The 22,117-nt window shown below is 27.0% G+C and carries 27 protein-coding genes and 1 riboswitch; of the genes, 1 reads left to right on the top strand and 26 read right to left on the bottom strand.

The annotated features are described in order from the left end of the window. Positions 1-232: 232 nt before the first annotated feature. The 7 genes from AACK91_RS08690 to deoD all read right to left on the bottom strand — a co-directional run bounded on the left by AACK91_RS08690 (position 233) and on the right by deoD (position 7,074). Positions 233-1,195, bottom strand: coding sequence for an IS1/IS1595 family N-terminal zinc-binding domain-containing protein (locus AACK91_RS08690; RefSeq protein WP_338963247.1), 963 nt, complete (start codon positions 1,193-1,195; stop codon positions 233-235). Positions 1,196-1,382: 187 nt separating this feature from the next. After that, complete coding sequence (locus tag AACK91_RS08685; RefSeq protein ID WP_338963247.1) at positions 1,383-2,345, bottom strand: IS1/IS1595 family N-terminal zinc-binding domain-containing protein; 963 nt, start codon at positions 2,343-2,345, stop codon at positions 1,383-1,385. A gap of 137 nt (positions 2,346-2,482) precedes the next feature. Beyond that, positions 2,483-3,064, bottom strand: a complete 582-nt coding sequence (locus AACK91_RS08680) for a hypothetical protein (RefSeq protein WP_338965910.1) — start codon at positions 3,062-3,064, stop codon at positions 2,483-2,485. A 2-nt stretch (positions 3,065-3,066) separates the two neighbouring features. Then, positions 3,067-3,687: a bifunctional 4-hydroxy-2-oxoglutarate aldolase/2-dehydro-3-deoxy-phosphogluconate aldolase gene (locus tag AACK91_RS08675; protein ID WP_338965908.1), complete on the bottom strand. Its 621-nt coding sequence runs from the start codon at positions 3,685-3,687 to the stop codon at positions 3,067-3,069. A gap of 3 nt (positions 3,688-3,690) precedes the next feature. Beyond that, positions 3,691-5,676 carry a transketolase gene (tkt, locus tag AACK91_RS08670; RefSeq protein ID WP_338965907.1) on the bottom strand — a complete coding sequence of 662 codons (1,986 nt, stop codon included), beginning with the start codon at positions 5,674-5,676 and terminating at the stop codon, positions 3,691-3,693. 45 nt (positions 5,677-5,721) lie between these two features. Beyond that, entirely contained in the window at positions 5,722-6,345 is a 624-nt protein-coding gene (locus AACK91_RS08665) for a deoxynucleoside kinase (protein ID WP_338965905.1), read from the bottom strand. A gap of 18 nt (positions 6,346-6,363) precedes the next feature. Further along, positions 6,364-7,074, bottom strand: coding sequence for a purine-nucleoside phosphorylase (gene deoD, locus AACK91_RS08660; RefSeq protein WP_338965902.1), 711 nt, complete (start codon positions 7,072-7,074; stop codon positions 6,364-6,366). A gap of 399 nt (positions 7,075-7,473) precedes the next feature. Next, positions 7,474-7,644, bottom strand: a riboswitch (cobalamin riboswitch). A 225-nt stretch (positions 7,645-7,869) separates the two neighbouring features. Here deoD and AACK91_RS08655 point away from each other — a divergent pair. Beyond that, a complete protein-coding gene (locus AACK91_RS08655) occupies positions 7,870-8,832 on the top strand; it encodes an IS1/IS1595 family N-terminal zinc-binding domain-containing protein (protein WP_338963247.1) in 963 nt (320 codons plus the stop codon). Between the two features lie 123 nt (positions 8,833-8,955). Here the strand turns inward: AACK91_RS08655 and AACK91_RS08650 are convergent, their stop codons facing one another. From AACK91_RS08650 to AACK91_RS08560, 19 genes are all read right to left on the bottom strand, one after another. Next, on the bottom strand, positions 8,956-9,225 hold the full coding sequence (locus tag AACK91_RS08650; protein ID WP_338965899.1) for a hypothetical protein: 270 nt from the start codon (positions 9,223-9,225) through the stop codon (positions 8,956-8,958). Between the two features lie 608 nt (positions 9,226-9,833). After that, complete coding sequence (locus tag AACK91_RS08645; protein ID WP_338963247.1) at positions 9,834-10,796, bottom strand: IS1/IS1595 family N-terminal zinc-binding domain-containing protein; 963 nt, start codon at positions 10,794-10,796, stop codon at positions 9,834-9,836. Positions 10,797-10,842: 46 nt separating this feature from the next. Next, positions 10,843-11,355: a hypothetical protein gene (locus AACK91_RS08640; RefSeq protein ID WP_338965898.1), complete on the bottom strand. Its 513-nt coding sequence runs from the start codon at positions 11,353-11,355 to the stop codon at positions 10,843-10,845. Between the two features lie 30 nt (positions 11,356-11,385). Beyond that, positions 11,386-11,529, bottom strand: a complete 144-nt coding sequence (locus AACK91_RS08635) for a hypothetical protein (RefSeq protein WP_338965896.1) — start codon at positions 11,527-11,529, stop codon at positions 11,386-11,388. Positions 11,530-11,544: 15 nt separating this feature from the next. Next, complete coding sequence (locus AACK91_RS08630) at positions 11,545-12,549, bottom strand: hypothetical protein (RefSeq protein WP_338965894.1); 1,005 nt, start codon at positions 12,547-12,549, stop codon at positions 11,545-11,547. A gap of 81 nt (positions 12,550-12,630) precedes the next feature. Continuing rightward, on the bottom strand, positions 12,631-13,419 hold the full coding sequence (locus AACK91_RS08625) for a hypothetical protein (RefSeq protein WP_338965891.1): 789 nt from the start codon (positions 13,417-13,419) through the stop codon (positions 12,631-12,633). Between the two features lie 30 nt (positions 13,420-13,449). Then, positions 13,450-14,007: a hypothetical protein gene (locus AACK91_RS08620; protein WP_338965889.1), complete on the bottom strand. Its 558-nt coding sequence runs from the start codon at positions 14,005-14,007 to the stop codon at positions 13,450-13,452. Positions 14,008-14,058: 51 nt separating this feature from the next. Further along, a complete protein-coding gene (locus tag AACK91_RS08615) occupies positions 14,059-15,783 on the bottom strand; it encodes a hypothetical protein (protein WP_338965888.1) in 1,725 nt (574 codons plus the stop codon). A gap of 12 nt (positions 15,784-15,795) precedes the next feature. After that, on the bottom strand, positions 15,796-16,152 hold the full coding sequence (locus AACK91_RS08610) for a hypothetical protein (RefSeq protein ID WP_338965887.1): 357 nt from the start codon (positions 16,150-16,152) through the stop codon (positions 15,796-15,798). Beyond that, positions 16,142-17,188, bottom strand: coding sequence for a hypothetical protein (locus AACK91_RS08605; RefSeq protein WP_338965886.1), 1,047 nt, complete (start codon positions 17,186-17,188; stop codon positions 16,142-16,144). The genes AACK91_RS08610 and AACK91_RS08605 overlap by 11 nt, the downstream gene beginning before the upstream one ends. Further along, complete coding sequence (locus AACK91_RS08600; protein WP_338965885.1) at positions 17,188-17,496, bottom strand: hypothetical protein; 309 nt, start codon at positions 17,494-17,496, stop codon at positions 17,188-17,190. The genes AACK91_RS08605 and AACK91_RS08600 overlap by 1 nt, the downstream gene beginning before the upstream one ends. Positions 17,497-17,655: 159 nt before the next feature. Beyond that, on the bottom strand, positions 17,656-17,994 hold the full coding sequence (locus tag AACK91_RS08595) for a hypothetical protein (protein ID WP_338963648.1): 339 nt from the start codon (positions 17,992-17,994) through the stop codon (positions 17,656-17,658). After that, entirely contained in the window at positions 17,972-18,478 is a 507-nt protein-coding gene (locus AACK91_RS08590; protein ID WP_338965883.1) for a hypothetical protein, read from the bottom strand. The genes AACK91_RS08595 and AACK91_RS08590 overlap by 23 nt, the downstream gene beginning before the upstream one ends. Positions 18,479-18,925: 447 nt before the next feature. Next, positions 18,926-19,336, bottom strand: a complete 411-nt coding sequence (locus tag AACK91_RS08585; RefSeq protein ID WP_338965881.1) for a hypothetical protein — start codon at positions 19,334-19,336, stop codon at positions 18,926-18,928. 194 nt (positions 19,337-19,530) lie between these two features. Then, a complete protein-coding gene (locus AACK91_RS08580; RefSeq protein WP_338965879.1) occupies positions 19,531-19,773 on the bottom strand; it encodes a hypothetical protein in 243 nt (80 codons plus the stop codon). Next, on the bottom strand, positions 19,773-20,063 hold the full coding sequence (locus AACK91_RS08575; protein ID WP_198049139.1) for a hypothetical protein: 291 nt from the start codon (positions 20,061-20,063) through the stop codon (positions 19,773-19,775). The genes AACK91_RS08580 and AACK91_RS08575 overlap by 1 nt, the downstream gene beginning before the upstream one ends. Before the next feature lie 69 nt (positions 20,064-20,132). Then, positions 20,133-20,288: a hypothetical protein gene (locus AACK91_RS08570; RefSeq protein ID WP_338965877.1), complete on the bottom strand. Its 156-nt coding sequence runs from the start codon at positions 20,286-20,288 to the stop codon at positions 20,133-20,135. Between the two features lie 248 nt (positions 20,289-20,536). Then, complete coding sequence (locus AACK91_RS08565) at positions 20,537-21,634, bottom strand: hypothetical protein (protein ID WP_338965875.1); 1,098 nt, start codon at positions 21,632-21,634, stop codon at positions 20,537-20,539. A 10-nt stretch (positions 21,635-21,644) separates the two neighbouring features. Then, a complete protein-coding gene (locus tag AACK91_RS08560; protein WP_338965873.1) occupies positions 21,645-22,058 on the bottom strand; it encodes a lipoprotein in 414 nt (137 codons plus the stop codon). Between the last annotated feature and the right edge of the window lie 59 nt (positions 22,059-22,117).

Below are 22,117 nucleotides of genomic sequence, written 5' to 3'. Positions count from 1 at the left end.
AAAGAACGGGGTCAGAACAATTTAAACAATTGATGTAAATTAGTTTTCCATAATTAATTTGTAATCAAATGTTTGACACAATTAAGTCATAACATTTTAACACTAAAAAAGCAATATTTTATTCCTTTAATTCTTTAATTTTGTCGAAAACTCTTGATGAAATAAAAAAAATCATCAATATGACAATTTGAAAACTAATTTTGTGTAAGATTATGATTTTGCTTTAAATTTTTTAAACGTTAAAATATAATACCGTTGATTGTTGGTTTGGTGTTAAACCTTTGTGTTGGTATTTTCATTTTCAGAGCTTTAAATAATTTTGAATATTAGTGAAACCCAAACCATGATAATGAATTAAGGCTTCTTTAAGACTGGATTGTAATTTACTAATCTTATTTAACTTTTGATAACTAGTATCAGGGTTTGTACTAGTTTTGGTGGAATATAGAGTAGAATTTGTTTGTTTTGCTACTAATAAATATAGTGGTTGCATATCAGAAATAATTATTGATTTTTCTTTAATTAGTTGCTTATTCATATTTTCAATAATCCATTGTTTTTGTAATCTTTTGGTATTGGTGGATTGAACAAAAATATTATTATTGCTATCAACTGCCATTTGAATACAGCATTTGGTATCAGTTGAAAATGGATCGAGATGAGTTTTTCGTTTATCAAATTTATCTTTAAAATTGCCTTTATGAATTTCTTTAATAAATGTTTCATCCATTTGGATTTGACCATTTAATTTTTTAAATTTTAACTGTGTATTTTCTAATTGTTTTGATTGCATTAATTTTTGTCGATTATATCAAGCGGTTTTTGGGGTTGTTTTAATAAAACGAGAAATTATTTTACTAGATTGTCCTAACAATGAAATTTGAATTAATAAATTTCACTGTTCATAATTTAAATGACTTCAATAAGTAAAATGATGACGAAATGCATCAAAACTAGCACGACATTTTTTACATAAATATTTTTGTTTTCCTTCGGAATTATGACCATTTTTAACACAATGAAAAGATTTGCAATTAGGACATATAATGCCTTTATCTCTAAATTTTTGATCAATTTCATTTAAACGTTTTTGTTTTTTAATTAAGTCTGCTTGTTGTTTTATTTTTTCATAAAATTCTAAAAATTGATCATCTGTTAAGCTATTTATTAATTCTGTAATTATTTTTTTCATCATTTATTTACCTCTATATATTAAAAATATACCTAATTTTAGGTATATTTTATAAATATCAAGAGTTTTCGACAAAATTAAAGCTTTAATCTTTAATTTTGTCGAAAACTCTTGATGAAATAAAAAAAATCATCAATATGACAATTTGAAAACTAATTTTGTGTAAGATTATGATTTTGCTTTAAATTTTTTAAACGTTAAAATATAATACCGTTGATTGTTGGTTTGGTGTTAAACCTTTGTGTTGGTATTTTCATTTTCAGAGCTTTAAATAATTTTGAATATTAGTGAAACCCAAACCATGATAATGAATTAAGGCTTCTTTAAGACTGGATTGTAATTTACTAATCTTATTTAACTTTTGATAACTAGTATCAGGGTTTGTACTAGTTTTGGTGGAATATAGAGTAGAATTTGTTTGTTTTGCTACTAATAAATATAGTGGTTGCATATCAGAAATAATTATTGATTTTTCTTTAATTAGTTGCTTATTCATATTTTCAATAATCCATTGTTTTTGTAATCTTTTGGTATTGGTGGATTGAACAAAAATATTATTATTGCTATCAACTGCCATTTGAATACAGCATTTGGTATCAGTTGAAAATGGATCGAGATGAGTTTTTCGTTTATCAAATTTATCTTTAAAATTGCCTTTATGAATTTCTTTAATAAATGTTTCATCCATTTGGATTTGACCATTTAATTTTTTAAATTTTAACTGTGTATTTTCTAATTGTTTTGATTGCATTAATTTTTGTCGATTATATCAAGCGGTTTTTGGGGTTGTTTTAATAAAACGAGAAATTATTTTACTAGATTGTCCTAACAATGAAATTTGAATTAATAAATTTCACTGTTCATAATTTAAATGACTTCAATAAGTAAAATGATGACGAAATGCATCAAAACTAGCACGACATTTTTTACATAAATATTTTTGTTTTCCTTCGGAATTATGACCATTTTTAACACAATGAAAAGATTTGCAATTAGGACATATAATGCCTTTATCTCTAAATTTTTGATCAATTTCATTTAAACGTTTTTGTTTTTTAATTAAGTCTGCTTGTTGTTTTATTTTTTCATAAAATTCTAAAAATTGATCATCTGTTAAGCTATTTATTAATTCTGTAATTATTTTTTTCATCATTTATTTACCTCTATATATTAAAAATATACCTAATTTTAGGTATATTTTATAAATATCAAGAGTTTTCGACAAAATTAAAGCTTTAATTTATAAAATATTGCTTTTTATTTAAATAATATTTTTTTGAAACAACGGGATTAAATATGACAATCAAAGCCATGATATAATTTATCTTCTTTAAAGATTTCTTTTATATCATATTTTTGGCGATAATCTTTTACATCCCCAGTTTCAATCGCTTTAATTGCTGCACACGCCATTGCATGTGAACTACATAAAGTAATTTGAGGAACATTACCACTATTTAACGGTTCATGATACAATGCCCCTGTTAACATTTCATTTAGGCCAAAACCAGGACATTCTCCTTTTAAAATTCCCTGTTGTACTCGAAAATCAGAAATAATTGGGAAGAGATATTTTTTCTTATTATGAATTGCTTGTTCGACCATTAATCCAAATTCCATATGAGTCCCAGAATCTCATCCATCTAACTCAAAAATGACATAATCAGCGGTGGTTAAACCAGCATAATCTAAGTCAAAAATTGCTTTATTAGTTGGACGGACGGTTTGATTTGTTTCAAAATCAACTGGATTTCCAATAATAAAATCAGGAAACATTGCTCGTAACCGATCCCCTTCTACTTTTCGGGTATTTCATTGTGCTTCAGTAAACATGCTTCCAGCATTATAAATTACTTTTTTATTATCTTGCATTATTATCCTCCTTCTTGGTTAATTGTGCTAATTATTGTTTTTATTTTTTCTTGTTCAAAAATTTTATTATTAATATCACCCGTTACAAAAGCCCCAACCGCTACTAAGTCATACCCTAGCGTTTTTGCTTCTTTTAAATTTGTTAAATTAATTCCCCCTGAAGCCATATATGTTTTTGTTGGAAAAAAGGTTTTTAAAGTTTGAATAAAATTTAATTTAAAAGAAGTCGCTGGAAAAATCTTAATAATTTCTCAATCAGCATTAACAATATTCGTCACTTCCTGTAAGGTCATTGCTCCTGGAATATACAATAATCCTTTGCGATGACAAAATTCACTAACTGTCGGGTTAAAAACAGGGCCAACTAAAAATTGTGCTCCTGCTTCAGCTGCTAAGATTGCTTCTGCTAATGTTAAAACGGTTCCAGCGCCAACTAAAATTGTTGGATGTTTTTTTCGTAATGCTTTAATTAATAATTCAACCTTTGGAATTGTAAAAGTTAATTCTAAACATGTCACTTGCAAATTGATTAACATTTCACAAATTTGCTGGGCAACATTATAATCTTGATTACGAATAACATAAAAAACTTTCTGTTCTAAAATTTTGGGTAAATCATTCATTACTTAACCTAAATATTTTTCAATTCTTTGAATAATCGTGTCTTGATCTAAGCATTTGTACTTAATAACAGCATCAGCACTTCCTGATAAACCATAATCATCAACACCAATTACTAAACCAGTTTTACCAACAAATTTGTATCAAACATAGTCATTAGAAAACTCAATCGCAATTACTTTTAGAAAGTCTTTTGGAATTATGCTTTCTTGATAAGCAATTGGTTGCTGGTCAAATAATTCAACCGATGGCATTGAAACCACCCGAATATTTGCTTTCATTGTCTTAGCCGCATTAATTGCAATTGGAACTTCGGTTCCTGTTGCAATAATAATTGCCGTTAATGGTTTTGTCTTGTCTTCTTCAACAACAATATATCCTCCCTGCAATGTTTTTTTATAACAAGTTGTAGCTAACTGATAAGGGGTATCTTGGCGCGATAAAATTAATGCTGAAGGCGTTTTTTTTGTTTCAACAACAAGTTTTAAACAACCAATTGCTTCATTAATATCAGCAGGACGTAAAACGTTTAAATTCGGACAATTTCGTAACATTGCTAATTGTTCAACTGGCTGGTGCGACTTACCATCAAAACCAACCCCAATTGAGTCATGTGAAAAAGCAAAAATAACCGGTAAATTTTGAATACATGCCATTCTAATGCACGGTTTCATATAATCAGAAAAAATTAAAAACGTTGAATTAAATCCTTTTAATCCTTGATGTAATTCAATTCCAATGCTAATTGTCCCGGCGGCAAATTCCCGAACCCCAAAATGAATATTATTATTTTGGGGTGTCTTAATTGTTCATGAACCATTATAACCAATAATCTTTGTCGCTGTTCCCAAATCAGCACTACCACCAAACATATTATTAGGACATTTTTGTTGATAATATTTAAAAACATCCCCCATAATAATTCTTGTTCCTGCTTTTTTATTTTGATCAGTTGTTAATAAGGATTTAAAAGCATCAAATTCAACAGTCGGGGCAGCAAATAATTGCTTGAATTCCTCGGGAAAAGCAGTTTGATAAGCTTTTAATTTTGTTGCTCATGTTTGGTATGTTTCTTGACCGCGTTTAATAAAAGTATCCTTTCAATAAGTTTTAACATCTGGGTCAACATAAAATTGCGGATGTTCAAAATCATAAAAGGTTTGCACTTGTTGCATTTCTTCTGCTGTAAACGGTGATGAATGCATTGGTGAGCCTTGTTTTGGATGCCCATAACCAATAATTGTTTTACACTCAATTAAAGTTGGCTTATCACTTTTTTGCGCTGCTGTGATTGCCTTTTTAATTGCTGTTAAATCTTCATCAGCATTATCAACGCGAATATAATTTCAATTTTGTGCTTCAAAAAATTTTTGATAATTTACTTTTAAAACTTCATCACACTTGGTATCTAATTGACAATCATTTGAATCATACAACATAATTAATTTATTTAACTTTCATACTCCAGCTAACTGGATTGCCTCAAGAGCACCCCCCTCTTGTAAATCACCATCACTACACAAAACATAAGTATAATGATCAATAATGTCGTGTCCTGGTTTATTAAACTTAGCGGCTAAATGTTGTTCTGCTAATGCCATTCCAACGCCATAACCAACACCTTGGCCTAATGGTCCCGATGAATTATCAACCCCTGGGGTTACACCATATTCAGGGTGCGCTGGGGTTTTTGAATTAATATGGCGATAATTTTTTAAATCATCAATTGATAAATCATAACCTGCAAAATGTAAAATTGCATATTGAAGCGTTGACGCATGTCCTGGCGATAGCACAAAACGGTCACGATTAATTCAATCGGGGACAGCTGGATTAGCAATTAAATTGTTTAAATAAATTGCTTGCATCATTGGCGCTGCACTTAAAACAATCCCTGGATGGCCAGTTTTATTATAGATAATTGGATCTAAGCCTAAAATTCGTAAATTACTTAAGCTTTTTGTTTCAATATTATTATTTGTATCTTTCATTTCGTTTTCCTCCTAATAAATTTAAAATATCAACGATAATTATTTTTAAATTAAACAAGGAACTTTATTATCTATCATTAATAATTTCTGCATAATAAAGGTCATTTTTTCTGCAAAATTATCGTTATCAGCATCAACAACAATGAAATGATAATCATCCTTTAATTCATGATATAAGACCTCATATTGTTCATTTAATTTTTCCCAATAATGGTATGGCGTTTCTAATTCTAATACGCGGCCACGCTTATTAATCCGTTCAACAGCTTTTGGTGTTGAAACTTTTAAATAAATAATGACATCAAACCCTAATTTTTGTTTTAAAATTGGTGTAATAACATTTTGAAAAAAACGATTGTAAACTTTAAAATCAACATCATTCATAATTTCTAACAAATGTGAAACCCGAACAAAAACCGGATCTTCTAAAATCGTGCGATCAAAAACAGTATCTTCTAAATTATCAATTTCAAAAAATTGTTCAATTCTGGTTGTCAACATGTAAATTTGCATTTTAAAGGCAAATCCTTTCATGTCCTGATAAAAATCATTAAAATATGGGTTTTCTTCTAAGGGTTCTTTAAATAAATTATAATTTAACTGTTGACATAACGTCTCACTAACTTTTGTTTTCCCAGCACCAACAGTTCCAAAAACAGCAATTTTCATTTCTTCTCCTCCGTTAGGTTATTTCATTAATTGCACTGCCGTTGTTAACGCCAATTGCACCATTACCATAAAATTATTTTGGCGTTCCATTGCTGAAGCTGCTTGTTTTGTAACAAGGTTATCAGAAATAGTTAGCAATGTTGCTGCTTGTTTTTTGGTCACAATTGCATTTGCAAACAAGGCATATGATTCCATTTCAACAACATCTAGATTATGTTCTTTCGTAAATGATAACGACTCATCATAGCGATAAAAAACATCAGCAGCATGGGCATTACCAGTATGTGTTTTGATTCCTTGCTTTAACGCTACCTCTTCAATCGTATTGAATAATTTTTCACTTGCTGGAATTAGATGAGAATCTATATTAGCAGCAATTTTGGCATAATTACTTTCACCAAACGCTTCGCGAACATTGAAAATATCATATAGTTCAAACTCTGATTTATAACTACCCGCTGAACCAATGCGAATAATATAATCAACATCATAAAATTTAAATAATTCATAGGAATAAATTCCAATACTTGGACAACCCATCCCACTTCCAGCAATTGTAATTTCAATATCTTGATATTTTCCTGTATACATAAACATATTTCGAACCTCATTGACTAATTTGTAATCGGTCAAATATTTTTCCGCAATTGCTTTTGCTCGTAACGGATCACCGGGCATTAAAACAACTTTTGCAATATCCGTTGGTTTTGCATTAATATGTGGTGTCATTTTTTTATTTCCTTCCTTTTGTACCTTTATTGGACTAACGATCCTATTAATGAGGTTATTATTTAAAATGCTTTTTCTTAAAAATAAATTTAAACAAAACGAAAAGGAATATTTTAATATATTCGTATAAGTGATGTTTAATTAACAGTTTTATTTTTATTTAATAAATTAATTTAATAAAAAATTAAAATTATAAAATATTTTAAAATTAGTTTTATTAAACTTAAAGATTTTTTAATTATTATTATTTTAAATAATGCCCTAATAGGATTATCGCTTTAAATTAACAACTAAAAAACGCTTTTTGACGTCTTTAAAATTATTATTTAATAGTTTTTCACTAATAAATAATTAACTATCCAACCCCAGGGATAATAACTATAAAGGCAGCACTGATAAAATATCAATGTTTTTTAGATCGGTCTACTGGCTCAGTTTCACTTTACTCGCTATTCCTTCTCAAGAATTATCTTCTAAATGGCATATGTTAGCTTTCATCCACTTTACAGTTGCTGGGACAGCCTAGGAGTTTCACCTAATTCCCGTAACATCCAAAATTGCTTTTTAAAGTTGTTAAAGTAATAGTATAAAGTTTAATTTTAAAATGCAAGTTAAAATTAAACTTTTTCTGTGAAAACCACAGACATTTAAGAATTTAGTTCATACCGTTAATAAAATTATAACATTAAAATAAAAAACTGCCATTAATTTTTGGCTTTAATTTTGTCGAAAACTCTTGATATTTATAAAATATACCTAAAATTAGGTATATTTTTAATATATAGAGGTAAATAAATGATGAAAAAAATAATTACAGAATTAATAAATAGCTTAACAGATGATCAATTTTTAGAATTTTATGAAAAAATAAAACAACAAGCAGACTTAATTAAAAAACAAAAACGTTTAAATGAAATTGATCAAAAATTTAGAGATAAAGGCATTATATGTCCTAATTGCAAATCTTTTCATTGTGTTAAAAATGGTCATAATTCCGAAGGAAAACAAAAATATTTATGTAAAAAATGTCGTGCTAGTTTTGATGCATTTCGTCATCATTTTACTTATTGAAGTCATTTAAATTATGAACAGTGAAATTTATTAATTCAAATTTCATTGTTAGGACAATCTAGTAAAATAATTTCTCGTTTTATTAAAACAACCCCAAAAACCGCTTGATATAATCGACAAAAATTAATGCAATCAAAACAATTAGAAAATACACAGTTAAAATTTAAAAAATTAAATGGTCAAATCCAAATGGATGAAACATTTATTAAAGAAATTCATAAAGGCAATTTTAAAGATAAATTTGATAAACGAAAAACTCATCTCGATCCATTTTCAACTGATACCAAATGCTGTATTCAAATGGCAGTTGATAGCAATAATAATATTTTTGTTCAATCCACCAATACCAAAAGATTACAAAAACAATGGATTATTGAAAATATGAATAAGCAACTAATTAAAGAAAAATCAATAATTATTTCTGATATGCAACCACTATATTTATTAGTAGCAAAACAAACAAATTCTACTCTATATTCCACCAAAACTAGTACAAACCCTGATACTAGTTATCAAAAGTTAAATAAGATTAGTAAATTACAATCCAGTCTTAAAGAAGCCTTAATTCATTATCATGGTTTGGGTTTCACTAATATTCAAAATTATTTAAAGCTCTGAAAATGAAAATACCAACACAAAGGTTTAACACCAAACCAACAATCAACGGTATTATATTTTAACGTTTAAAAAATTTAAAGCAAAATCATAATCTTACACAAAATTAGTTTTCAAATTGTCATATTGATGATTTTTTTTATTTCATCAAGAGTTTTCGACAAAATTAAAGATTTTTGGCAGTTATAAATTAAATTAGAATGATAATACCATATTTGGGCCAGCAATAGTACAATGGCCACTTTCAAGTACATCCAGTCCAATTATTGCGTCAAATCCTTGGCTGGAAATATGTTCATTTCCGTGAACCATTGTAATCTTAGTTACAAATGAACTTGGGAATACTCGAGATTTTAATCCCTCAGGTGTTGATACTATTCCTTGTTGAAGGTCAATTGGTAAATGTAAAGCAACCATATATGTATAAAATTCATCTTCTGAATTAGAACCAGTAGAAACTTTCATTTTTCCTCTTGACTCAAGTTTTAATTTTTCAACAATTTTAGTTGATATAACAGAATTTGTTGCACCAGGTATCTATTAAAGCTTTACAAAAAAACCATCCTTTAAATTAATTTCTTTGTTGGAAATGGAAGTAACGACTAAATCAACTTCGAATCTTCTATTTTTAAGTGACGTTCAAATTTTAGGCATAAAAACTTAATACCACATATCCAAAATTATTCATTTTTGGATCTAAATCACTAATTTTTTGAACGATGAATTTTTTATCACTTAAATTTTCTAATGAATAAATATTAGCTTCATCATAATTAGAAAATTTTGCTACAAATTTTTTATCCGAAATTATAACAATATCCTCATTTTTTAAATTATATTTTTTAATTAATTCATTTTTATTATCATTAAATCATTTAAAATTTTCGTCAATATAATTCTTATTTTCACTTTTACTAATTTCACATCAACTCCTATTACATATTAATTATAACTTATTTTTTTAATTTTTAAACTTTAATTTTGTCGAAAACTCTTGATGAAATAAAAAAAATCATCAATATGACAATTTGAAAACTAATTTTGTGTAAGATTATGATTTTGCTTTAAATTTTTTAAACGTTAAAATATAATACCGTTGATTGTTGGTTTGGTGTTAAACCTTTGTGTTGGTATTTTCATTTTCAGAGCTTTAAATAATTTTGAATATTAGTGAAACCCAAACCATGATAATGAATTAAGGCTTCTTTAAGACTGGATTGTAATTTACTAATCTTATTTAACTTTTGATAACTAGTATCAGGGTTTGTACTAGTTTTGGTGGAATATAGAGTAGAATTTGTTTGTTTTGCTACTAATAAATATAGTGGTTGCATATCAGAAATAATTATTGATTTTTCTTTAATTAGTTGCTTATTCATATTTTCAATAATCCATTGTTTTTGTAATCTTTTGGTATTGGTGGATTGAACAAAAATATTATTATTGCTATCAACTGCCATTTGAATACAGCATTTGGTATCAGTTGAAAATGGATCGAGATGAGTTTTTCGTTTATCAAATTTATCTTTAAAATTGCCTTTATGAATTTCTTTAATAAATGTTTCATCCATTTGGATTTGACCATTTAATTTTTTAAATTTTAACTGTGTATTTTCTAATTGTTTTGATTGCATTAATTTTTGTCGATTATATCAAGCGGTTTTTGGGGTTGTTTTAATAAAACGAGAAATTATTTTACTAGATTGTCCTAACAATGAAATTTGAATTAATAAATTTCACTGTTCATAATTTAAATGACTTCAATAAGTAAAATGATGACGAAATGCATCAAAACTAGCACGACATTTTTTACATAAATATTTTTGTTTTCCTTCGGAATTATGACCATTTTTAACACAATGAAAAGATTTGCAATTAGGACATATAATGCCTTTATCTCTAAATTTTTGATCAATTTCATTTAAACGTTTTTGTTTTTTAATTAAGTCTGCTTGTTGTTTTATTTTTTCATAAAATTCTAAAAATTGATCATCTGTTAAGCTATTTATTAATTCTGTAATTATTTTTTTCATCATTTATTTACCTCTATATATTAAAAATATACCTAATTTTAGGTATATTTTATAAATATCAAGAGTTTTCGACAAAATTAAAGTTTTTAAATAATTTAAACCTAAAATAGCTAAAACAACATTCAGCTGCATTTATCATATCCAATTTATTTACACCGGGTTTTTCATCGCGAATATTAGTTTTCTCATTATTAATACAATTAAATAATTCTTGATATAAATAACCATTCTTTTTTACTAATATTTCTTTGTCATTAAATGTTTTAAAAACATCTAAATTCTCACTAAAATAAATTTTTCCTTCGGCTAATAATCTTTTTCATTTATAATGTCGGTCTTGTACACTTCATCCTTTTGTTCCAGTAACTAAAATAGTAGAAAATCTTGTAATATCTAAATCCATATTTTTTCAATCATTATTTTCAAGTAGTGTTTTTCTAACAAAATGGCCAACTGTACGAGCATCATACCCAATACGATAACTAAAGTCTTCCTTTAAGTTATGATAAATTTGTGATCAACTATTAATTTTATTAACCATACTATCAACTTTTTCAGTCATATCCTTAAATTCTGTACTTGATATTGATTGTTATTCAAGAATATAAATTCCTTCAATAAATTCTTCCTTATCAAATTCAAATCCTATTAAAATTTGAGTGGCATCATCTTGCCCTTTTATACTATCAGCATAATCTGCACCAATTTTAATTTTAGTAAATCAATATTTGTTCATATCTTTTCAATAAAATTATTTTGGATTAAAAAATTTGGCACCAGTAATTAAGTCTTTTTTGTAACTATAACGTTCAGGATTAAATTGACGCTCTCCCCCACGAAATAGTGAATCATATACTTCTGGTTTATTTTCATTTAATCAATTTCCTAAATCAAATACTCTTTGATTAAGATTTTTGTTATTTACTTTTGTAGTACCTCTGACAACTGTCACACCAATATCATTCATAAAAGTTTGATCATTAAAATATGATATATCATTATCATCTAGTTCTTTTTGGACTTCCTCTGTTAATGGAAAAATAGATTGGACGAATGTTTCATAAATAATATGATCAGCATTATGATTGTTAAAGCCAAAAATAATAATCTGTTCTTTTCGTAATTCCATTGTTACATCATCATCTGAATAACATAATTGTGGAACTACTTCTCTTGTAGTTGCAATATTTTTCCCACGTGAAATTTGAATTATCATATTGAATAATCGATACATGTATTCGTTTTCATCTAAAATTGTTGCATCTAGCGGAATTACCTCGTCTAAACCAAAAAAGGCATATTCCCCTACTGATGCATCTTGTCCTTCTCAAGTACTTCCGTTGTCAAAACCAACAACTTTAATTATTCTGCCATTCGGTCAAATATATTCAAATCTAGTGTCACTAACTTTTTTCTTTATTATTTTTTCTGAAATAGCTTCTTTGATTGTGACTACATATTCTTCTAAATCATTAATAACTCTTGTCATTTTCTTATCGTAGTTATATTTGGCTGATATGTAAGTATATCTTGCCAGTAGACAATTTCAATCTAAAAAATTGCATGTATAAAATAACGCTAATAAACAAATAAGATAAGATTTTCCAAACCCTTTTGCCCCAGTTAAAATTTTAAATATTGCTGATTTCGATATTGGCTCACAAAATTTAGCAATAAAAATTTTAGCTAATGCGTCAATGTTAAAATTACAGTTTTGTTCATCTCAATTTAAGTTAATTATTTCTTTTGTTTCCATGCCAATATAGATGCACTATTTTTCTTAAAAAGTCAATAAAATTACGCGCGAGCGCTCGTGGATTTTGGCAAATAAAAACCCTTATAATATAAGTGATATTAATGATCTAGATTGATCAGTGCTATCAAATAAACCAATTGCAAATTTAACTTTCTCATTATATTCATCAGTTAATTTAAACTCTCATAATCCATAACCCGGGATTGAACTAACTAATAATTCAGTGATATAAGATGGAAATTGTAACTTGAATTCGCCTTTGTTAGTAAGACTATCATTGTAAGAATCAAATTCAATTTTGCCACTACCATAGCTAGAGTATAATTGTTTGACTTCTTCATCTAAATTAGTAATTCGATGAGCTAAGTATTTTGAATAGCTACCATTAGCTAACTGTTGATCTAAAGGCATTGTGGAAGGAATCGAACTAGTTTCTAACGAATTATTAATTTCCGGAAATGAAAAGTTATTATAGTCTAATTGATAAATATAGTTTTTTGAAATTATATCTTGGTTAAATTCAAAGCTATTTTCAGTAAAAATACCATAATTTGATTTTAATTTAACAACTATATCTTTATATTCATAATAGTCAGTTGCATCTGGACTTTCTAATGGATTAGTAACCTCAAAATAATATGGTAATAAAATTTTGTAATCGTCATTATCTCCTTTATTAATACAATAATTTGATTTTAAATTACTTGATAACATAGCTAATGCATTTTCAATTCGATTAACCATACTTTTATTTTCTAAAACTACTGTAGGATTTCTTTTTTTTCATGCTATTCATAAATTTGTTACTACTGCATATCTATCTTGACCTTCAAATAAAGTTCTAATTTTACGCTTTTTATTTTTGATCATTTTAAATTCCTCCTGGTACATATAGATGCACTATTTTTCTTGATTTGTCAATGAATTTAATTTTCTTTCATTTCATAAATCTTCTTTTTGTTTAATTTTCTTATTGAACATTGTTCAAATTGGTATTGTAATCAAATAAGCAGGTAACCGATAAAGATGTTGAAAACCTTTACCAATATATAATTTTCTAGTTAATGGATTATTAGTTACTTTACAAATTCCTCAAATTCCTAAATATTCCACCGGGTAACCACCCCATTCTCCAAATTTTAAAGTAATAAAATTATGGGTATCAGAAATTGGATATAAACCCTCTCCAAATCATTTGTATTGGCTAGCTACTAATAAAATTGAGAAAATTGATAAATATGGAACATGGCCAAAATAACGAAACATTGCTTGACGTTTAATTTTTAACTCACAAATTTCTTTTGATAACTGCAACTCATTTGTTAGTTCTTTTTGTCGATTATCTCTTTCATCAAGATATTTATTTTTTCACTGCCCTACATTAAATAATTTCTTCAAGCCATCAAAAATGGGTTTTGGATTTAAACTTTCAAATAAATTAAATTTTGTATCTGCCATTATGAGTCATCTCCTTCATTTTTTTGTAATATTTATAGTAAGGATGTAACCCTAATGTTTTCATTCGATGCTCATCTTTTTGCTGTATAAAAATCCATCAACAATAGGTTTAATTTCGCTAATTTGGTCTTCTAATGGCTTAATATCAGATAATTTAGCATTTTCTCTCTTTAATCGTTTGCTTTCCTCTTCTGCTAATTCTAGTTCATGTTGTTTTTCTCAATAGGGAATTGTAAAATTAATTTTCTGATTTGAAATAGGTTTATCAAATGTTATTGGCAATGGTATTCCTTGACCATTATATTCATATACACTAAATTCTGAAATTTGACCTGATAAATTTTTACTATCAGTCATTTGGCTTTTTGTAACATCAAAAGTACAGTTATTTCCCCTTAAACTTATGATACCTTCTCTTGCAATTGCACCATCAATTGGAAAACTAATACTAACTCAAGATGTTTTAATTGAAATAACGCCAGCTTGAGTTGAAGATACATTAGTCTCTGACGATAAAAAAATGTCTTGACTAGTTTTTACTCCTGGTGAAACTTCTTGATAATTTGGTTTAACAAAATTTCAAAAATATAATTCTTTATTATTTATTATTCCAAAAGCAACAATTAAATACTTTTTATTTATATCTAATAAACTACCTTTTGTCTTAAAAAAATCAGTAACATCTTTATAAAGATTATTCTTTAGTAAATCAAATTTATCATTTGTCGAATTAATAGCATTTGTTAAATTATCTTTTTGATCTGTCGTTAATTGAGTAATATCACCAATATTACTTTTGTTATTTGTAATATCAGTTGTATTTTTGGCGATATCAGTTTTTGCTTGCATTACATCATTTTCAACACCATATCCTCAAACACGTCCAATTGCATTTACTAAATCACTATCAGAAGTTGACTGAACAACCATAGCATCTTTAACTTCACCCAAAATGTTATGATTTAAAATTGCACGTTTTTTACCTTCGGGAGTTGTGACAACGGCATTTGCTGGATAACGACTAATTTCTAAAATTTCATCAAATTGACCTAGTTTTTCAATAGGTCCAACTGGTTGACCTTCATCATCAGTTGCTTGCTGATATAAAATTTGATCAGCAATATTTTGCTTTTGGTTAATTTCGGATGTTAATTCAGTTTCTATTTTAACAATTAAATCACGGTTTTTTGTTGTTTCAATTTCAGCAAAACTATGTTCTTCTTGAATTGTATTATCTATTTCCAATAAGAAGGCATCAATTTCTTGTTTGTCATAAAACTGTTTCGGGTCTAATAATGGTGTCTCATTCTTTTTTGCTAAATAAGTTGAATATAGATGCTCTAGACCGGTTGCTCGTCAAGCTCTTCATGCAAAATCACCCAATAAACCATCAATTGTTAATTTAGGAGTTTTAACTGTTGAATCAGTTCGACTACCATTGCTAATTGATATATTAACACGATCATCTTCGACAACAACATAATCGTTAACGGGTAAATAATCCATTGCCCGGTAAGTAAAACGTTTTAAATTTTCCTGTGTAATTGCTGGTAAATCACGTGAATTAAATCAATTAGGATTATCAATCATATTACCAATTTTCTCATTGGCCATTTGTTGTGCGGTAATCATTTGCGCGTTAAAAAATTCCTCTGGAGTCGCATATCCTAAAGATTTTTGATATGACGTTAATTTAGAAAATTGACCTACCGTACTTCTCCAATTATTAAAATAATCATTATATGAAGTTATTTCTCACAATTGATTAAGTTCCATAATTATATCCTCCTAATATATTGTCGATTTAGATGTGAACCTACTTTTGATGTTACAAAAAGACAAATTTAATAACGTATTTTTTAAACTCACATTGTTATTGATAACATCATTTGTTTCCATTACTAAAAAATTCGTAACTCCACTAATAAAAACTTTTCCTGTTGTAATAAACAACTGAGATGCACCTAAACCCTCAATTATTCCTGCCCCAATTCCAGCAGTTAAAAACCCTAAAACTGTTGCTAATACTTGTAGACCAATCATCGCTAATAATAGTTCTCAAAATGATTTTGCTTTTTGAGGCGTTTGATAAACAATCCGTTTTTTATACGTTATTAAGTTTTGATCTAAAATCTTACGAGGCATTTTTAGTGTCTAAAAACTTAAATGCTTCTTCTTTAGTTTTATATACATCATCTAATTTATTTGCATCATTAATTTTTTTAACATATTCACTACGTTCTTTAGTGTGAGGGACACCATCATAAGCTTCAAGAACTAAATCTAAGGCTAATCTTTTTGCATTTTCTAATTGTTCAACATTTTCAATACTTCTTGTTACTCTTGTTGATGATGGTGGCACATAATCAGGGTCTGGATATGAAAATCAAAATTTATTTTGAACAACTTCACCATAATAAAATTCATTATTGGCAATAAATAACTGACCCAAATATCTTCCTTGAGTATACTGTCCCGCTTGTAGTGGCACATCAATAGCAAGAACTCATGCCATTGCTTGTGGTGCAATTGGTACCATTAAATGACCATACTGTTTAATTGGAGCCTCAACAAAATTAAATCCTAATGCGGAAGTAATTGTTGCCAAAGTTCCTTCAATTGTTGCTTTTGAATATTGAATTTTAGCATTAATCATTGCACTTACGACTTCAGGATCAATAAAAATAATACAATCTTCTAAATGAATATCATTTTCTAAAACAAATGCTTGTAAACGTTTTAATTCAGTTACAAAATTATCTTTTGTAATTTTAATTGGACTTGTAATTTTATTTGCTACGTTTGTGCATAAAACTTTAATAATATATTTATCTAAAATTTTAGCTTTTTGTGAATCAGTAATTGTTAATTTATTAGCTGGTCAATTTGATGCCAATTTATCTTGATTAGCAATTCGATTATAAACAGTAAAATTTTGATCTAATTGTACTTTTTTAAAGTCTTCTGTAACATAAGTTTCCGTAAAACCTAAATTAGGATCTCAATCTTTTTGTGTTATTGATTCATTTATAATTGGTAAGTAAACTTCGGCTTTTCATCCACCACCATCTTGTTGCAACTCATTAGGGAATAAAACAGAATATTTAGATCTTCCATATAAATTACTTAATTTAAAATTATCCTTAAAATAAGTTTGAATATTATTTAATGTAATTGCCATTATTCACTACCTCCCACTATTTTGAATGATTGTAAATCAATTCCCATTGAAGAATTTGATTCTTGATTATTATTAACATTTAAGTTATCAGACTGTTTATTTTCTTGAGTAACTCCTACACCTTGATTTCATTTAATTCCTTGTTGAATTTCTGCAAATTGTTTTTCAAGAACTGCAAGACGATCTTCTTTTTCAGTTTTCGTTTTAGTAGTTTGATCTTCTAATTGTTTAGTGGGTATTTCTTTAGCTTTTTCTTCTGCTAATTTTTCACCTTGTTCATTAACTTGTTTTTTTATTTCATCTGCCATTAAAGAGTCTAAATCAACTTCTTCAATTTCAAATTATTTTTTATCATTTAAAATTGGATTACCTTTATCATCTAATTTTAATTTTTTAATTATATTGGCCATAATAATTCCTCCTGGTACATATAGATGCACTATTTTTCTTAATTTGTCAAGGTTTACTTATTTTTTATGATATGCACGATCCAACCTACCTACTTTATCAATTTCAATTAAATTATTAATAACTAACAAATTATTTTTATAATATCGACTAAAAATATTAGTTAAAGAGCCTTTAATGTGAATTACATCATTAACTTCAAATTTCTTTAACTGAGTTATATTTTTTGAAATAGTTTCTTTAATTCAGCCATAACTGGAACCTCAACGAATTTGCATACTCATCACATCAACTTCAACACCATTAATTTTTTCTTTTAATAAATCTTTTTTATAAACTGCAACAATGCCATCAAATACTGATAGCAACATCTTATTATCAATTTTTCTTTGTGCCATAATCAATTACCTCCCAATTGTATTTTTCACATTTATATCCAAATTCTTTTTCCCGAAAATGTGCCTCTAAAATTGCTTTTGCATGAATTGAATGCTCATTTTTAGTAGTTCGTTCTTTAAGTTCTTTTTTAATCATTTCCTTGTTTTTATCAGCTGGGTAATGTAATTGCATTTTATTTTGCAATTCATATCTTAAAATTCCAATTAACTCACGGGTTGCACGCACCTCACGCATTTTTTCAGGACCCATGTGCAAATTCTCAACTACTACCACATTTAAAGATAAATCATGATGTTTATTTTTAAAATTATTGATAATAGTTAAAATTTCATTTGCTGAATCCGTTGGATTACTGCACCTTACTTGGACATATTTATAGTGGGGAAATCGTGTTCCAATTGTCTTAATAAAAATACCAGTAGTTCCAATTCCAGCTGGATCTATCCCAACTGAGAAACTAGGAAAATAACTTTGTTGTTTCATAAAAACCTCCATATCAATATTCGTGACTTTTATGTGTACCTTTCTGTGATTTCTTTTGTATATTTTATGTGAACAAGAATATCAGAATATTTTGCCAAAGCAAAAATAACAATTTACGCAAAAATAGTCTATTGTGTTATAATTTACACGTAGACGTATGTTTCTATTAAATTCCCTCTCCTATCATTAATCTCATAAAATATTGTCGTCATTATCAAAAACAATGGTTGGAGGATCATTATTACTGTCAGGGTTATCATTAATTTTATATTATGCACCACGGTAGGTTACAGGTTGGTTTGCTAATTGTTTTTCTTGCACTTCAGCAAGTTTTTTTATTCTTTCATTATTTTCGATACGCTTATTAATTCATTCTTGATTGTTATTTCATATTTTTGTTAATTGATTATTAGCCTCAATTTGTGTTTTATGATCATATTGTTCTAATTAAATTAAATCAACAAAAATATTAAATCATTTTTTCTTAATACTTGGAATTCCATGTGCAGCTTCTCTATTTGTTCGAGTATAATAAATAAATTGTGGAACAATTCCAACTATTAAAAAATCATCTTTAAATTTATCCTTATGAACAAAAGAACCAGGAAAAATAATTCAACGCTCAGGAGTTTTAACAATGTAACTAATTATTTTTTGGCCACAATTATTATATTTTTGCATAGAACTTTTATGAATTCGATAATTAGATATATTTTTATTTTTATCTTTTTGCTTGTAAGGTTTATAAATTTCTTTAGTTTCAGAATTAGTGCTAAACTCTTTTATAAAATCAAAGTCTTTAGCAAAATTCCTACTTCGATCATAGCAACCAGATTCACAAATTTTTATGTTTTCCATTGTAGCTAACCCCTTTCTAATTAAAAATAATTAATTTTTCAACAGTTATGTTGCACTTTTTTTAAATTTAATATGTGGAATATCTGCTGCTCACTTAACAGCATATTGATGTATTTTTTTAATTTCTTTTAGTTGTTTTATTTTTTTTCATAGTTTCTTCATAATTTTTTCCTAGCTTTTTTATTTTAGTAAATTTATAATTCAATAATTGTTTGTAATTTATTTTTTTCTCCTTTTAATTTAATTGATATAAAGTCTTTAACTACTTCAGGTTCAATTCAATGTCATGTAGAATTAAAATAATCTTCAGTAATTCATGCAATTCAATCTCAATCGTCATTGCCTATAACATATAGGAATAAATATTTCTCTGAGTTAGGTAATTTTTTAACTATATATCCATTTTTATATTTATAATTAAATTCTTTTATTGTCATTATTTTATATTCTCATTTTGAATTTCTTTATTTCAAGGTAATTCACTAATTTTACCTTTTGCATTAATACAATGTTGACAAGTTAAAAGTTCTTGTTTTCCTACTATTTGTGCATTGATAAAATTATTAAAATGTTCCATCATTGATTTACCTTTTTCATAATCATCTAAACTTAATTTTTTACATAATTCAATAAATTCATCACAAACATCTTTATATGTTTTATTGCTTAAACTTTCTTGTAAATATATTTGTTGCTCTTGGCTTATTTGTATAACTGTTTTTGCCATTATTAGTATCCTCCCTTACAAAATAAACATAAATCGCTATCAATCGTATTTACTGGACATTGAAATTTTTTAAAATATTTTGCCATTATCAATTGCCTCTTTTAATTCTTCATAAACCATTTTTAATGTTTCATGTGCCATTTTGTTAGGTCATTTTTTGAAATCATCACCACAGATTTGTTTTACTTGTTCTATTTGTTTAACAATACTATTAATTTTTTCCATACCGTATTTCTCCTTTAAACATAAAAAAACCGCTTTTATGCGGTATTCTGCTAAATTCTTAAATGTGTATGGTACCTTACAAAATTAAACTTTTTCCTAAAACGACAACACTTATTTACAACCTAATTTTTATCCATTAAATATTTGGAAAGAAACATTGATCTTCCTTTAAAGAAAATAAAAAGCAAGATCTTCTTGCTTTTTTAAGATAGTCTTATTTTCCTTAAATTATAAAAATAATTTAATAACTAAACAACTTTAAATTCAATTGTTTGTAAAAATTCATCTTTCTTATCAGTATTTGTTTCTTTACTATCTGGTTTAAAGAAAAAACTATAACCAAAACTATTATAACTAAAGTTTATATCTAATCATGAATAATATCCATTTTTATCCATTTTTCGAAATAATTGAAAAGTAAATGATTTTGCTTTTTTGGTTAAAGTTACTTTGTCTAAAATTCGTGCAAAAGAAATTCTTGTATCACGATTAATTTTTGAATCTAATTTATCATTAAAGATTTTAAAAATTGTTCGAAACACTGGTGATAAATTAGCATATGAACTATTCTTTTCTGAAAAAGAATTAGTTGTTTTTATTAAGTCATTAAAATCATCTTGGTTCATTTTAAAAACAAGTTTATCGTTATATGTTTCAATTTGATAATACTGCCATAATTTCATTGTTGTTTCCGCAAATTGATTTAAGCCCTGGTCAACCTTTTCTTTTTCAATCAACACTTTAACTGGTGTTTTTAAGGTTTTAGATGACCCTTTATTATTAAATGGTAAATTTTCAATTGTAAAACTATTTGGGGTAAAAGAAACAATATTTCCTTTAACATAATAATCTGATAAAGTAGTTGCGGTAAAATATTTCTTTTTATAAAATTGTAAGAATTGTTCTGGTGTTAATTTAGCTACATTATATCCTTCACCAGCTCATGTTAAAACTGAATCGCTTCTAAGAACTGTCTTTATAAGAGTAAAAGTACTATTAAAAGAACTTCACGAGCAATTGCCTTTAAATAGAATTCCTCTTGTTGTTAAATCTTTTGTAATCATTGGTCAAATAGTATTTGATGAATCAATGTTATTATAACCACGATTTCCTTTATCAATAGCTTGATAGTTTTCAGCTTTAAAAATATCATCAATAAAAGTAATAAAATAATTTTCAAGATTTTTTTGAATCCCATTTAAAGCCTCAATGTTATTACAAATAACAACTAAGCTATCAACACTATCACGTTGCTCCAAATCTTTAAATTTAATTTGATATGAAATTTTAACATTAATTGTAATTCCCATAATACTATTATTATTAACAGTAATTAATTTTGCCAAATTATCAAAATTAATATGACTCAAATTGTAAATAAAAATTAGAATATTCATTGGCAATATCACGATTTAAATTATTAAATTCTGTTTTGAATCCAGTCACTAATTGGTCAAGAAAACGCCACTTGCTAATTGTAGCACCAGTTAAAACTTCCCCATCATTAGTTTTTAAATGCGTAACTAATTCTTTAAATTCTGCAATTTGATCAGGATAATTATTAATATCAATTGTTGCTTTCTCAGCTAATCATGTTTTTAAATGTTGTGATACTTTGCTCATAAGCTTGTTCATAATTTCAACATCGTTCGTAGTTTCTTTGGAATCATCATCAGGAATATACTTTGGTCGATTATTGCAGCTAACAATGGTATTAATCGTTGGTGTTATTAAACTAAAAGTCGTTAAAATAGTTAATAATTTTTTCATAGTTCTTTCTCCTTTTAAAATATCTTGTGTTAAATATTTGTGATAATTATAAAAAAAGC

Source organism: Spiroplasma endosymbiont of Sarcophaga carnaria (assembly GCF_964019595.1).
Classification (GTDB): domain Bacteria; phylum Bacillota_I; class Bacilli_A; order Mycoplasmatales; family Mycoplasmataceae; genus Spiroplasma; species Spiroplasma poulsonii.
The sequence above is the reverse complement of the archived record's forward strand: the minus strand, read 5'-3'. Positions and strand labels throughout refer to the sequence as shown.